This window comes from bacterium (assembly GCA_016708025.1).
GTDB lineage: Bacteria > Zixibacteria > MSB-5A5 > GN15 > FEB-12 > FEB-12.
Map to the genome: position 1 here is coordinate 53,597 of JADJGQ010000003.1, position 13,950 is coordinate 67,546.

Genomic DNA, 13,950 nt, shown 5'->3' on the forward strand with positions numbered 1-13,950 from the left:
GTCACACTCGTGGCTCTCCTCGATTGGCTGAAAAGAAGATGGCCAGCCGGTAAGACATCGGCCGCTTATGATACTGAATGTGGGGGTTGATCAGGCTTTCTGCTGAGAGGAAAACCGCTGATAGAGCTCTTCCCCAACCCGAAATGGATTGGTTTTGCCGGAGAGAATATCATTGACCGTCGATTCGAATTCGGTGTGGGACCGCAACTGATCCAGAAATTCCTGCTGGAATCGCCATTTCAGGACACTGAGTATCTTTCGTTCGATCTGGGCACGACGGTGACCGGCGAATTGGCCGTTCGCCCGGGTGAAATCAACATACTTCTGAATTTCCGTATGCAGTTTGTCAATCCCCTTTTTGTTGATCGCCTCGGTAGCGATCACACTTGGCGCCCATTTCCCCTCCACCCGTTTGCGCGTCTCCATCGCCATCCGGAGTTCCGCACCGATCCGCTCAGCGCCCGGGCGATCCGACTTGTTGACGCAGAAGATATCTGCGATCTCCATCAGACCGGCCTTCATCGTCTGCACCGCATCCCCCGATTCCGGCACGATCACCACTACCACGACATCGCACGTATCGATAATATCCAGTTCAACCTGGCCAACGCCGACAGTCTCGATCAGCGTGATGTCAAATCCAAACGCATCGTAGACGACCGTGACATTGTCGGTCGCAGCGGCCAGTCCGCCGGTCGCACCACGAGTGGCCATCGAGCGGAAATAAACCGTACCATCGGTGGGGAACTCATTCATCCTGACGCGGTCGCCGAGCAGTGCGCCGCCGGTGAACGGCGAAGACGGATCGACTGCAATAATGCCGACCCGCTTCTGATCTTTCAGGAATTCATGGGCAAGTTGGTTGACCAGGGTGGATTTACCCGACCCGGGCGGCCCGGTGATACCGATACGCAGGGCATGCCCGACTTTCGGATAGAGCTCCTCCAGCAGGCGCAAGTACCCCTCGGACCGATTCTCCACGTGCGACACCAGTCGCGAGAGGGATCGGATATCCCCCTGATTAAACGAGTCGAGCAAGGTCATGCGTAACGCGGCGACATATCTCCGACTGTCAGCTTGATATCGCGCAGCCGGATCTGGATCTGCGTGTTGTCGTTATAGGTGTTGTATTCCACCGCATAAACGATATCAACGAGACATCCCTTATCGGAGATCGTCTGCGCCATATCGCCGAACCCGAATCCGATCGCATCAAAGAGCGCGTCCCCTTTGCGGATCTTCAGTTTCAGGTGATTATTCCCGACTGTGTACGGTGTCCCGACCACTTCGCAATTGCGGGTCAGGAAGATCGGTCGCATGTTCATCGGGCCGAACGGCGAAAACGCCTCGATCGCATCCATGAACTCATCGGTGATCTCGCTTAGCTCGATCTCCAGATCAATAAACAGCTTGGGAACGATATCTTCCGGCGTCAGGAATTTACTCGATACCTCACGGAATTTCTCCCTGAATTCAGGGATATTCTCCGGCTTGATCGACAACCCAGCTGCGTATTTGTGCCCGCCGTACTTGATCAGCAGATGTTCACACTCCTTGAGTGCTTCGCACAGGTGGAAGCCCGGGATGGAACGGGCAGAGCCCTTACCCTCGGTCTCAGAAATCGCGATCATGACGGTCGGCAGGTGATACCGCTCAACCAGTCGGCTGGCGACGATCCCGATCACCCCCTGATGCCAGCCTTCGGCTGCCAGGACGATTGCGCGATCGGAAGCAAGGTCACAGACTTCGTGCATCTGCGCCAATGCTTCGTTGAGCGTTTTTTCATCGATCTCTTTCCGCCGGCGGTTTTCTGAATCAAGTTTGCGGGCGATATCCTGCGCCTGCCGCTCATCTCGGGTCGCCAGCAGACGAATTGCCTGACGGGCATCGCCGAGCCGACCCAGCGCATTGATACGCGGCGCCAGAATGAAGACCACCTGACCGGTACTGATATCTTTCCCCATCAGACCGGAAACAAACGCGAGTGATTTTAATCCCGGTTTTGTCGTCCGAGCGATCTGTCGTATGCCGAATTTGGTGAGGATGCGATTTTCGCCGATCAAAGGGACGATATCAGCCGAGGTCCCCAATGCCACCAGATCGAGATGTTCTTCCAGTTCTCGTTCATCCTGATTGAGGCGATGGTAGAGCGCTTGCGCAAATTTGAATGCGACACCGACTCCCGAGAGCTCACCGCCGTATTCACAGCCGGGCTGCTTTGGATTGATGATAGCAGTAGCGCGCGGGATCGACATCCCCGGCTCATGGTGATCGGTCACCACGACATCGATCCCCTGCGTGATCGCGTATTCGATCTCCTCCACCGCCGTAATGCCGGTGTCAACCGTTACGATCAGGCTGACTCCCTGCTGTTTCGCCTCGTCGATCCCTTCGAGCGAAAGACCGTATCCTTCGACTAATCGGTTCGGTAGATAAAACGTCACCTGCGCGCCCAGCTTGTTCAGCACCATATAAAGAAGCGCCGTGGCGGTGATCCCGTCGACATCGTAGTCGCCATAGATCATGATCTTCTCATTGGCGAACAATGCCTGGGTGACACGACCGATCCCGGCCTCCATGCCGACCATCTCGAACGGATCTTTGAGATCCGTCATCTTGGGATGAAGGAATCGATTGATCGTCTCGGGCGTATTTATCTGTCGATTGACCAGGATCTTGGTGACATTAAGAGGCAGATTGACTTCAGTAGCCAATCTGGTCACGGCATTTGAATCCGGTTCCGAGGCAAGCACCCACTTGAGTGAATGCGACCTTTGGGCCCAGGTCATGGAAAGCCTCCACGTGCTATGAAGCCGTGGAAAGCAGGAGATAAGCCGAGTTCTGTGAATCCCGTGTGACCGGGACCAACAGTCATTTCTCTCGATCACATGTCGCCATGTGACTCAGGCGGCCTACCCGGGAATGATAGCGGGGCGAATCAACCCCTCTTCCCCTATTTGGCCTTGCTCCAGGCGGGGTTTACCACGTCAACCGTTACCGGCCGACGTCGTAGTCTCTTACACCACGTTTTCACCCTTACCCACCGTAAGGCGGGCGGTTTGTTTTCTGTGGCACTTTCCGTCGGATCACTCCGCCCTGGCGTTACCAGGCGCCTCGATTCTCCGGAGCTCGGACTTTCCTCACTTTAAATTGACTCTAAAGCGCGACTGTTTCTCCTGCTTTTCGCGTCTTCGTTACTGAACTCTATCACAAACAAACAACATTCAATACCAGCGGCAACCACTTACTGGCGCCGGAGTAGTTCGGTGACTCTTTGCTGATCGTCACCGAATGCGGGTGGGATTCGGCCACACCGGCCGAGGTTACCACCACCATCTGCGCTTTCTCGCGCAAATCCTTGAGCGAGCCTGCCCCAGCCAACCCCATTCCGGCTCGAAGCCCGCCGACCAACTGAAACACCAGATCGGTCAACTTCCCCTTATATGGGACGCGCCCTTCGATCCCTTCCGGAACCAGCTTGGATGCTTCGTCCTCATGCTCCTGGAAATAGCGGTCTTTCGACCCCTGTTGCATCGCGCCCAGTGAGCCCATCCCACGATACACTTTAAATGACCGTCCCTCAAACAGAACGGTCTCGCCCGGTGATTCTTCCACTCCGGCCAGGAGCGACCCGACCATCACAGCGGCCGCGCCACTGGCGAGCGCTTTCGTGATATCACCGGAGTAGCGAATCCCGCCATCGGCGATCGCCGGAATTCCCGACTTGTCCGCGGCCTCAACCGCATTCATCACCGCAGTCACCTGCGGCATCCCGGCCCCGGTCACTACCCGGGTCGTACAGATCGAGCCTGGCCCGATCCCGACTTTTACGCTATCTGCGCCGGCATCGATCAGCGCCTTGGCGCCGGAAGCGGTCGCGACATTTCCCGCCATCAGCGGGACCGACGAATATGCTTTCTTGAGATAGGTGACTGCATCCAGCACACCCTTGCTGTGGCCGTGCGAACTGTCGACTACCAGCAGGTCAACACCTGCCGCTATCAGCCGCTCTGCACGTTCCTTCAGTTCTCGCTCGGATACCCCGACCGCCGCTGCTACCCGAAGGCGGCCGCGCTGGTCTTTGCACGCGAGGGGGAACTGCTCTTCCTTTGAGATATCCTTTACCGTGATCATGCCGCGAAGGCGGCCGTCCTTGTCACGGATCAGCAACTTCTCGATCTTGTGCTGCTGGAGTTTCGCTATCGCCAATTCATTCAATTTACGTTTGTCATTCTCGTGATGGCCGGTCGTGACGAAATCAACCCCTTCGGTCACCGTCACCAGCTTTTCTTCCTTGGTCATCACTTCCGCGATCTTCACGCCATGGTCTTTGAGGAACCGCAGGTCCCGGTTCGTCAGGATCCCGACCAACCGTCCGTCCGGCTCGGTGATCGGCACGCCGGAGATCGAATAATGGCGCATCACGCGCAATGCATCGGCGACCGTCTGGTCCGGGCGGAGTGTATATGGATCGGAAATCATGCCTGACTCTGAGCGCTTCACCTTATCGACCTCGAGCGCCTGGCGCTCGGCGGTAAGGTTCTTATGGATCACGCCGATCCCCCCCTCGCGTGCGATCGCGATCGCCAACTTCGATTCCGTGACCGTATCCATCGCCGCCGAGATCAACGGGATATTCAGGGTGATCCCTTTGGCGATAGTGGTGGCCAGACTGACATCCTTGGGCAAAACCTGGGATAACGCCGGTACCAGTAGTACATCGTCAAAGGTCAACGCTGGTTTTTCGATGATTTTCGCCATATCCCTATTCCATCAACCGTCTATCGCTTGCTCCGTTTGCTTTACTGCGACTCGCCATCATCCCAGTACAACATGCTTCCGCAGTTGTCGCAGGTACAGATCCGATCGGCCCGTTTGATCTCCTGGATCTTTTTCGGCGTCAGCCCTTTGTAACAGGCGCCACAGGCCCGCTTCCGCACCATCACCACTGCCTGGCCGCCTTTGCCACGACGTACCCGCTCATAGGTGCTCAACGTCGGACGGGAGATCAGGTTGATCACATCCTGGCGCGAAGTTACCTTCTGCGAGATCTTCTCGCCGATAGAATCGATCCGCTCCTGCAGGATACTCAACTGCTTGGCGTTGTTTTCGTGTACCTGCCCCTGCTTTTCTTCGAGTGCGGCGATCTCCTTCTGGGCGGTGCTGATCACCTCGATCGTCTCAAGCAGTTCCGTTTCGCGCTGGGAGACTGTCGCCTTGATATTGTCGATCTCGGCGATCAGGGCGTCGTACTCCTTGTTCGTTTTGATCGTCATCATCTGCTGCTGGTAACGGGCGAGATCGGTTTCTTTCGATTTCACCTCCAGCTCCAACTGCTTTTGCTTGAGTTGGGCATCCTCGAAGCGCTGCTTGGCGTCGGTCAGCTTCTGTGCGGTCTCCCGGATCTCGCGATTCAGATTTTCCATCATGTCCGGGAGGTACTCTTTAGAACGCTCCAGTTCGCCAAGATCGTAGTCGATCACCTGAAGTTTGAGAAGCAACTCCAGATCGCTCTGCATCGAGACCTCCTTCATTCCACTGTCCATCATACCCTGGCCTTTCGGCGTAAAAAAACGCATTCGCTGACCTAGTCAGGAATGCGTTGGTAACTGCTCCGTTATGGGCGAGCCGGAGTGTTGGAGTTTCATCCCCAGCGGTCCGGCATGATCGCGGCTTTTCACGTACACTCTTTTCATCATATCAATTGGGCAATACTGGACTCGAACCAGTGACCTCTCGGATGTGAACCGAACGCTCTAACCAGCTGAGCTAATTGCCCGCTCTTTTTTTCCTCATCACCCTCGCGGGCCATATGGGCCCTGCAGGGCTCGAACCTGCGACCCGCTGATTATGAGTCAGCTGCTCTAACCGACTGAGCTAAGGGCCCTTCGTAACTTAGTCTTGTATGATACGAACCCTTATCACCAACGTCAAGCCCTCACCCTGCATTTTCTAACATTGCCGTAACCCCCAAGTTCCCCATTGCCCGACATCGGGTTAGAGGCGCCTGTCGTCACCCTTCAGTCCTGTCCTCACCGCTCTTTGGAAATCAGACAACGGGAAGCACCAGATTCGGGTCAAATCTATCCTTGATCTTGCGAGAATAGACCGCATCCGTGGCGTCATTGTCGGCTTTCAATCCACTGATGGTCGGTTCGCGATCGATCCCCTTCTGGCGCAGCCCGACAAACTCACTGGCCGCCGTTACCGGCATGACTCGGAAGGTTGCGTCAACCACCAACCCCAACAATCCCCAGGATCCGGCATAGAGCTTTACGATATCCAGTCCGGAAACTGATTTAAAACAGACTGACCCTGGACGTATGATCTCCCCCAGGGGGGTGACAATGGTCGCCATGATCAGGTATCGTTTGATCGGAAGGTCATGCCCGTGATGATCCGCACTCAGATTTACCCCGATAGCCCCTCCCACTGACCCGACATAGGGTAACGATGAGTGCGGCAGAAACAGCCCCCGTTCGGCCTGATGGAGATTGATCTCGCGAAGCGGATAACCTGCCCCGGCCCGGATATAAAAGTCCTCCGGCGCAACCTCAATCAGTTGATTCAGCCGATCGGTCCGGACCGTCACCATTCCCGCAAACCGCTCCCCGACCGGGTCGATATTGTTGCCGAAACTGGTGATGAAGGTCTTCCGATGGTGCCGATTCAACAATCGAAAGAACGAAGCCGCTTCGTCAGCGGATTCGGGATGAAATGTCGGGATCGACTTCTGAAATGTCAGCCGGTCCTCAGGAAACTCGGACCGGACTATGGCTACAAATTGTTCGTGGTCTGGCATGCCCGAAGGAAACGCTATTTCGGGCCGCTGTCAATTCCCTCCGGAACCTTGGGACCCGCACCCGGCAAGTCGAGAATTATCCCCTTGTACCGCTGGTACAGATACGAAACTGCCAACAGGATCACTCCCAGCCCAATGAACGAGAAGATACGGTACAGCGTCTCGAGAAACGACAGATCATAGATGAATATCTTGAGAATGGTGATCCCGAACAGCGCAATCGCCACGATCCGTAATAGCCGGGTACGTTTCCAGAGCCCCAGCACCATCAGCACGATCGAAAAGACCAGCCAAACACCCGACAAGGTCAGTTGCTGAAGATCCACCAATCGACTTAGCTTGTCCAGATCGGTCGATGACCGATATGCGATCTCCCGCAACCGATCGAATCCATTCCAGGTTTCAGCGGTGAACAGAAAGAGCAATAAACCAAGCGCCCCCAGATACAGCCCTGCCGCCAGATGTTTCATCTGATCAACCGGTTCCCGCCAATGCGACATCAGTCGGCCGGAGATCAACAACGAAGCTACAATCAGTATGAAGACGGCAAACCTAATATTGAAGAACAGGTGAAATTCAGTGATCGGCGAATAGTTGAATCCCGTAACGAGTGCGGTCAGCGTCGCGACCGCAATCGAGATCACCCCGATGATCGCATAAGTTTCGCTCCTGCGCTGAATCCCGAACCAGATCAACGGAAGAGAATAGAGCGACCAGATGGCCGCCAGGATCAAACTCCGCAAATACTCAGGTGTGATCGACTCGCTTCCAGTCGACAACAAAGCCTGGCGGCGAAGATAGTCGGTCGTTTCAACCGTCAACATCAGGAAGATGATTGCCGTCCACCCGATGGTCAGCGCTGGCGCGACCGCCTTGTCGGTATCAGATCTGAGTTGCTTTGATGCGATCAAGGATCCGGTGGCAAGACAGAGCGCGAATACTACCATCGCCAATGCGCGCTCATGGAAAAGCAGTCGGAAATCCAGTGCATTCTGCCACTGCATGGTGTTATCCTGGAGCAACAGCCCTATCGCGCTGACGAAAAGAAAGCAGAGCCCGGCGACCCAGATCTGGCGCGATTGCTTCTGAACCCCCCACCAGAAAACAACCAGTGCTTCAATCGACCACGCAATCACCATCCAGTAGTCGTCCAGGAAATCGAGAGTCGACAAGGCCAGCATCGCCACGGCAGATATAGCATATTGAACGCGAAACTGCTCGCTGCTCAATCGCTGGCCGGTCGTGACAAAATGAATTCCCAGGTAAAGCGCCACAACTATAAGAGTGATAATCCCGCACTCTGTATCGAGTACACGCAAGTCAGCTTGAATATGAATGCTTAGCGCGTAGAAGATCAGATTGGCCGCCGATGCTCCTCTTAACAGATCGATCTGTTTGACTTGCTTGACTTGTGCCAACAATTCCGACGCGAGAAACGCGATAAGCCAGAGTGAGAGAAACAGCGCAGTGATAGGCCAGGAGAGACTTTCTCCATATTGATCGTGCCAGGTGAAATAGATCAGGTACGTCGCAATCAGACTCATCCCGTGGAGGAGAGTCCAATTTCGCTTAAAGGCAACGATCGCCAGTACTCCCATATTCAGCGCGGTCAGATATGACAATAACCCCACCGCATTCGGATGGTCAGACTGCAGGAGAAACGGAGTCAGAAATCCACCGGTCCATCCAAGCAGGGCGATCGCCAGCGAATCGTACCGAATCCCCTGCCAGAACGCGATGGCCGTGACAACAGCCATCAATGCGAAGGCGAACGGTTGCGAGACCAGATGATAAAAATTGAAGGATGCATAAACCGAGAGATACAGTATGGCGATCCCTGCCCCCAGTATCCCCTGCGAGAAAACAGCCAACCCTTTTTTGTGCCCCACCCTGCCGAGCAGCAGCAATCCGAACCCTAGGGCGCCGCCCATCAGGACTCGCATTGTCTCGGAGATCCAGTTATTGTCGAAAGCGTATTTAAGAAAGAAGCCGACACCGATGATCAGCGCCAATGCACCGATCCGGTTCAGTAGTTTCCCGCCAACCAGTTCCTCCCATTCCTGCTGGGTCCGTGATGGTGCCACCTGAGCTCTGGGCTTCTCCGGGATCGAAGGATGCGGGGCCGCCGCTCGCTGCATAACAGGCGGAGGTGGCAACGGTGACGCCGTTACGGAACTGATTGGTTGTTGTACTGGCCCAAGTGGTGCAACCGGGGCATCACTTACCGGTAAGGGCGAGCCCGAGCGAAGTCGCGCCAACTCCTCCTCTATTCGACGCATCCGCCATTCCAGCAGACGGAACTTGCCGGCAAACACAAACAGCGTGATCGGCACTGCAATCACCAGCCCGATACATAACAGGATAAGAAATGTTGTCATTTTGGTTTGTCTCTGATTTGGAACAGCAAGTCGCCATGAATTGCCGCAGCCGGCCAGTCAGCCAGCTTGAAAGAAGCTATCTCTCCGCCTGATCGTCAGTCAACAAAAAGTGTCCCGGCCAATGAAACGGGTAGTTGTTTCGCATTCACCGGTTAACACCATATCTGCTCAATTCTCACACAAGTTTACTGAGCATGGGCACAATTCCGATTCTGTTGTGGACAGTTCGCTCAATCATTCGCCCCTCCCCCCGATAATATGGACTACATCACCCATAGCCTGGAAAGAGGGGACACCTATGTTCACCGCCCGTAATTCGAAAGTCGTCATTTTGCTTATCTGCATTGCCGCCCTGATCTCGGCCTGCAGCAAGGACAAAACCACCGAGCCGACCGCTGAAGCGAATCCGATTCAGATGGTCGATGTTTCCGCGATCATCGAGCAGGTTGCTCCTCCGGAATACGTTGCTCCTGTCGGTTCACCCTCGACCATCGACTCCGCCTGGTTGTATGGCGATTTCCCGCTTCTGGAAGGCGTATTTGGTTCTCATGAACCGGAAGCGCTGTACACCAACATAAACGACTTCAAGCTTTCCTACGATATTCTCTCGAGTACCCTGCTGGTCGATGAGACCGGCGCGATCATCCTAGGCAGCTATGTCGACTCGCATCTGGTGGAGATGGAGAACGGCGAGATCATGATGCACTTCACGGCTGTCGCTTCGGCCCTGGACGGTCCGACTCCTGTTCCCGCCTCAGCACAGGGCGTGATCGGGACTGAGATCGATGTCGACTATCTTATCACGGTGGACGTGACAGAGATGCCGGGTTCGATCGTCAAGATCGGCTTCACGTTGAACGATACGCTCCAGACGATCGCCCAGTGGGATGAAGGTACCAGCGGCGACGACACTCAGACTCGCCTGGTCTACTCCAGTCTCGATCTGCGTGATTCCACCTTCAGTTTCCGCGGCCAGGGATACTGCCAGCATCCGATCAACGATCAATGGCTCAACGGCGACCGCTTCTGCTGGGCATATATCATCACCTCTCAGGCGAACGCCGATTTCAGCTATCGGATGAGCTATACCTCGGAAAGCACGGACTGGTCATTCCGCTACTGCTTCCTTGGCGGTGGCAATAAAGACACTGAGTTCGCCATGAAGTATCGCCCGTATCAACCGGTTGATGCGACTGTTTGTGATTCAACATGGATGAAAGACCAGGTCTTTGGCCCGAACTACAGCGAAGGTTCCGGTCTGCTCACCGACTACGATGAATTCCTGAACGACGACCTGCTCTTCCCGCGTTCCTATGTTCCGTCGGAGATGATCGACAATCCCTGGGCGGAATAGTGAAACGCTAAAAGACAACCCTGGTGGCATGTCTATCGAAGCTGGACTGCTACCCGGTTTTGACCCTGACGTAAAAAAAGAAAAGCCCCGCTCGCTGCGGGGCTTTTCTTCTGTTTGAATGTACTCGGTACCGGTCAGACTTTGACTGCACTTTGATTCTTCGTCGCGAATTTCCCGTAGGCGCTGTCCTCTTCCTGGATATGATTCACCAGCCAGAGATGCAGGAAATTGAGCAGGGTGTTCGGAGTCACCAGTTCTCCCTTTTCGAGACGCTGCTGAAACTCGACCACCTTTTTCGTCAAGTCATCGTGAAGCTTCTTGTGCGCATCATAGCCGGGATACTTGATCGCCAGCATGAACCCTTCTTCCGCTACGAAATGCTTTTTGGTATAGGACACCAATTCCGTAAGTATTGGGCCAACATGATCGCGGGTACGCCCGGACATCATTACATCATGCAACTTGTTGACCAAACCGACCAGTTGCTGGTGCTGTTGATCCATCGCCGCTACCTGGACAGAAAGTTTGTCGTTCCAGTTGATAAAAGCCATTGGGTACTCCTTCCGTCATTTCACTCTGGGTCGTTGAGATGATTTTCGGAAACTTCCGACGGTTATGGAGTGAGTCAACCCTTGTATCATGAGTATTGTGGACGCCTGTTCATTGCATGAACAAGCAATACTTCAAACTGAATTGCTGATATCCGATCGCCCCCAAAAAGCAGACTAAGCGAAAGGCAGTTTTTCCGCCACGCCCTGAATTGTACAGATCCGGTTATCTCCCAGACAGTGCCGCAAATTCTCCATTTTCAGCCTGGCATCTCCGGTCATCAGGATCAACGGCGTCAGCAACGGTCCACTTGCCTGTTTCGCCATGGCCGAGCGTTGCTCAAACCACTCGAGAGCTTTCAGGGTTGTATCCTCCCACTGGACAATACGCAGCCTGCTGGATTCGATGATTGCGCTCGCGTACTCCGGCGAGGTGAGAAAACTGATCGATGGGTCATCGGCCCAGGGCATAGGGTAGGCTGGTGGCTCATCCCCCTGTCGAAAGATGTCATGGAAGAGGAATTTCCCCCCTGGCTTGAGTACACGCGCAATCTCCCCATAGAACTGGCGTTTTGATTCGATATTCATCTGTACATGCTCCGTCCAGACGACATCAAACGAGTTCTCCGCAAATGGCAAGGCCAGCGCACTCCCCTGCTTATAATCGATCCCCTCTTCCATGCGAACCATCTTTGTGAGATTGGTGGCCACCTCGACATACTCATGCGTCAAGTCGATCCCAGTGACCTTGGCGCCGTATCTGTTTGCCAGGAATCTCGAAGATCCGCCTATTCCACAGCCAACATCGAGTAAATTCATACCCGGCGTCCATTCGATTCGTTCGGCCAGTTCGACAGTCCCTTCCCTCCCTCGAACATGGAATTCATCTACGGGCGCAAGATCCTCCTGCGTCAGTTGATTCAGATCTTTACCATGTTCATTCAGGGCCTGAATGATCAGGGCAAGAGTATCCCCATGCGCATAGTGGTGTTCAACATGGCCTTCGACAGATTTTGAATCAGGCACCATGGTTTTCCCTCGTGGTGTTGACAGACTGGACGGATGATCTCCGTGTGCATGAACTCCAATATAGACGGCTTTTATCTATTTTGAAATAGGTAATTCAGGGAGGGCCCATGCCAGGGAAAAGGACCGAATCGAGTTACCCACAGCCAGACCTCGCAGCCGCGATGAGCATAACGGCCACGGCACAGGCACTTTTCGGCCCACGTGCCGACAATATCTTAATTGACAATCTGGACCTATTTAGTTAATGTTCAATCGGTGCTTCGCACTGCATCAACTGGCCGGCCGAAACCACGTTCCTTTTCTTTAGTCGCGCTCGTGGCTTGGCAGTTTTCTATCGTTGGCGCGGCATCCACACTTCACAATCACTATAGACAAAGGAAGAGGATACCTTATGCTCCGCACACGTCTCACCCTCTCGGTTATCGCTCTGTTCTTGTTGGTTGTTGCCCAGGTTGCGACGGCCGATGTTCCCCGTTCCTTGAGTTATCAGGGGCGCCTCACCGATGCCGGCGGCGTACCGCTTAGCGGCGTCTACAATATCGAATTCAAAATTTCCGATGCCGCCGTGCTCGGCGCACTGCTCTACGCCAGCGGCCCGCAGCCGGTGACGGTCACCAATGGCCTCTTTAGCGTAAACATTGGTGCGCCGCCCATGCCTGCCTTGCCGCTCAATATTTTTGCCGATACGAGCCGATACCTTGGCATCACTGTCGGCGCTGACCCGGAGCAAACTCCGCGAACCAAGCTGACGAGTGTCGCCTATGCGTATCAGGTGCGCACTGTCGATGGCGCCACCGGCGGCGAAGTCAGCGGGACCATCAATACCACGTCCGGGGGAAACCCGCGTGCCTCGCTCATGCCCGGCACCTCACAGATCAGTACTTACGGCAGTGACAATCTGGAGCAAGCCCGCATCTGGGGCGGGACCTGGGGCGAAGTGCTGCTATTCGATTCAGATGGCTCAAACGACCAGACCGCACGACTTGGCTCACAGTCGGGCCTCGTTTCCGACGGCGGTCTGCTCGAGCTGAACAACGACGATGGATCACCAAACATCATCTTGCACGCTGGTTCTACCGGCGACGCGGCGGTAGTCGTGCCTAACTCGTCCATCAGCGCTCTTGAGATCGGGGACGAACCCGGTATCGCCAGCAACACCGGTGCAGCCGCAAATGTAACTGGCGGAGCCGCCAATGTTGCGCTCCGGACGATCATCGCGCCAACCCCGGGGTACGTTGTTGTAATGGCTTCCGGGTCATTTGATTGCACTCACATAACTGGATCGTTTTCACAGAGGTCAGTGTGGGTCACTGAGGTCAACGGCGGTAGTTCAGCGGGGAAGCCAAAGCAGAGTATCGTTATCTCCACCAACGCGCCCTCTGGGAACTACGGCACGCCTTTTTGCGTGCAAGGGACTTTCGCGGTGCCGGCAGGCGTCTCGACATTCTATCTGCGTGGCGACCACGTTGCGGGTGGCGGAATTACCATTATCGATGATGCCGTATTGACACTGATGTTCTTCCCGACCGCATACGGGACAGTCACCGCCTTTTCTCCCGAGAGCAACGACAACGGGCCTGAGATATTCAAATCAGGCGCCGGCGAAGATTTGACCGGCGAGGAGTTCGCATCCAAGCGCCTTGAATACGAGGTGGCGCAGTTGAAAAAGCAACTTGCGGAGATTCGCGCCAAAATGGGCAACACGTCGCAAGCGGATGTGCAGGTAAAGGACTAGTTGCAAAGACATTCGATTGATTTTTGCCCCCGGTTCATGGAGAATCGGGGGCTTTTCTTTGGCGGGCTCATTGGGCTATTGATGGCAATGAAGGCAGCATCTAC

General features: G+C 54.8%; 10 protein-coding genes, 2 tRNA genes and 1 other RNA gene. 2 read left to right on the forward strand and 11 right to left on the reverse strand.

The window, feature by feature from the left end; all coding sequences use genetic code 11:
- Positions 1-90 precede the first annotated feature (90 nt).
- The 9 genes from meaB to IPH75_11470 all read right to left on the reverse strand — a co-directional run bounded on the left by meaB (position 91) and on the right by IPH75_11470 (position 9,180).
- Positions 91-1,044: a methylmalonyl Co-A mutase-associated GTPase MeaB gene (gene meaB / locus IPH75_11430; protein MBK7142681.1), complete on the reverse strand. Its 954-nt coding sequence runs from the start codon at positions 1,042-1,044 to the stop codon at positions 91-93.
- Positions 1,041-2,789 (reverse strand): single-stranded-DNA-specific exonuclease RecJ, encoded by a 1,749-nt coding sequence (gene recJ, locus IPH75_11435; GenBank protein ID MBK7142682.1) that lies wholly within the window; start codon positions 2,787-2,789, stop codon positions 1,041-1,043. The genes meaB and recJ overlap by 4 nt, the downstream gene beginning before the upstream one ends.
- A 26-nt stretch (positions 2,790-2,815) precedes the next feature.
- Positions 2,816-3,183, reverse strand: an RNA gene (gene rnpB / locus IPH75_11440) — RNase P RNA component class A.
- A 24-nt stretch (positions 3,184-3,207) separates the two neighbouring features.
- The gene (gene guaB / locus IPH75_11445; protein ID MBK7142683.1) at positions 3,208-4,761 is read right to left on the reverse strand and encodes an IMP dehydrogenase; all 1,554 of its coding nucleotides are present in this window, start codon (positions 4,759-4,761) and stop codon (positions 3,208-3,210) included.
- 41 nt (positions 4,762-4,802) lie between these two features.
- On the reverse strand, positions 4,803-5,519 hold the full coding sequence (locus IPH75_11450) for a hypothetical protein (GenBank protein ID MBK7142684.1): 717 nt from the start codon (positions 5,517-5,519) through the stop codon (positions 4,803-4,805).
- Positions 5,520-5,705: 186 nt separating this feature from the next.
- Positions 5,706-5,779, reverse strand: a tRNA-Val gene (locus IPH75_11455).
- A gap of 34 nt (positions 5,780-5,813) precedes the next feature.
- Positions 5,814-5,887: transfer RNA gene (locus IPH75_11460), tRNA-Ile, on the reverse strand.
- Positions 5,888-6,049: 162 nt separating this feature from the next.
- The gene (locus IPH75_11465; protein MBK7142685.1) at positions 6,050-6,802 is read right to left on the reverse strand and encodes an FAD-binding oxidoreductase; all 753 of its coding nucleotides are present in this window, start codon (positions 6,800-6,802) and stop codon (positions 6,050-6,052) included.
- Between the two features lie 14 nt (positions 6,803-6,816).
- Positions 6,817-9,180, reverse strand: a complete 2,364-nt coding sequence (locus IPH75_11470; GenBank protein MBK7142686.1) for a DUF2339 domain-containing protein — start codon at positions 9,178-9,180, stop codon at positions 6,817-6,819.
- 298 nt (positions 9,181-9,478) lie between these two features.
- On the opposite strand from IPH75_11470, the gene IPH75_11475 reads away from it, so the two are divergent.
- Positions 9,479-10,534 (forward strand): hypothetical protein, encoded by a 1,056-nt coding sequence (locus IPH75_11475; GenBank protein MBK7142687.1) that lies wholly within the window; start codon positions 9,479-9,481, stop codon positions 10,532-10,534.
- Between the two features lie 134 nt (positions 10,535-10,668).
- Here IPH75_11475 and IPH75_11480 read toward each other — a convergent pair whose 3' ends face one another.
- Positions 10,669-11,085 carry a bacteriohemerythrin gene (locus IPH75_11480; protein MBK7142688.1) on the reverse strand — a complete coding sequence of 139 codons (417 nt, stop codon included), beginning with the start codon at positions 11,083-11,085 and terminating at the stop codon, positions 10,669-10,671.
- A gap of 174 nt (positions 11,086-11,259) precedes the next feature.
- Complete coding sequence (locus IPH75_11485) at positions 11,260-12,111, reverse strand: class I SAM-dependent methyltransferase (GenBank protein ID MBK7142689.1); 852 nt, start codon at positions 12,109-12,111, stop codon at positions 11,260-11,262.
- A 391-nt stretch (positions 12,112-12,502) separates the two neighbouring features.
- Here IPH75_11485 and IPH75_11490 point away from each other — a divergent pair, with 391 nt between their 5' ends.
- A complete protein-coding gene (locus IPH75_11490) occupies positions 12,503-13,846 on the forward strand; it encodes a hypothetical protein (protein MBK7142690.1) in 1,344 nt (447 codons plus the stop codon).
- The last annotated feature ends 104 nt before the right edge of the window (positions 13,847-13,950 follow it).

Bases quoted from the DNA above. Each gene is read 5' to 3' on its own strand.
- meaB (MBK7142681.1), bottom strand. From the start codon at position 1,044: ATGACCTTGCTCGACTCGTTTAATCAGGGGGATATCCGATCCCTCTCG.
- recJ (MBK7142682.1), bottom strand. From the start codon at position 2,789: ATGACCTGGGCCCAAAGGTCGCATTCACTCAAGTGGGTGCTTGCCTCG.
- guaB (MBK7142683.1), bottom strand. From the start codon at position 4,761: ATGGCGAAAATCATCGAAAAACCAGCGTTGACCTTTGACGATGTACTA.
- IPH75_11450 (MBK7142684.1), bottom strand. From the start codon at position 5,519: ATGCAGAGCGATCTGGAGTTGCTTCTCAAACTTCAGGTGATCGACTAC.
- IPH75_11465 (MBK7142685.1), bottom strand. From the start codon at position 6,802: ATGCCAGACCACGAACAATTTGTAGCCATAGTCCGGTCCGAGTTTCCT.
- IPH75_11470 (MBK7142686.1), bottom strand. From the start codon at position 9,180: ATGACAACATTTCTTATCCTGTTATGTATCGGGCTGGTGATTGCAGTG.
- IPH75_11475 (MBK7142687.1), top strand. From the start codon at position 9,479: ATGTTCACCGCCCGTAATTCGAAAGTCGTCATTTTGCTTATCTGCATT.
- IPH75_11480 (MBK7142688.1), bottom strand. From the start codon at position 11,085: ATGGCTTTTATCAACTGGAACGACAAACTTTCTGTCCAGGTAGCGGCG.
- IPH75_11485 (MBK7142689.1), bottom strand. From the start codon at position 12,111: ATGGTGCCTGATTCAAAATCTGTCGAAGGCCATGTTGAACACCACTAT.
- IPH75_11490 (MBK7142690.1), top strand. From the start codon at position 12,503: ATGCTCCGCACACGTCTCACCCTCTCGGTTATCGCTCTGTTCTTGTTG.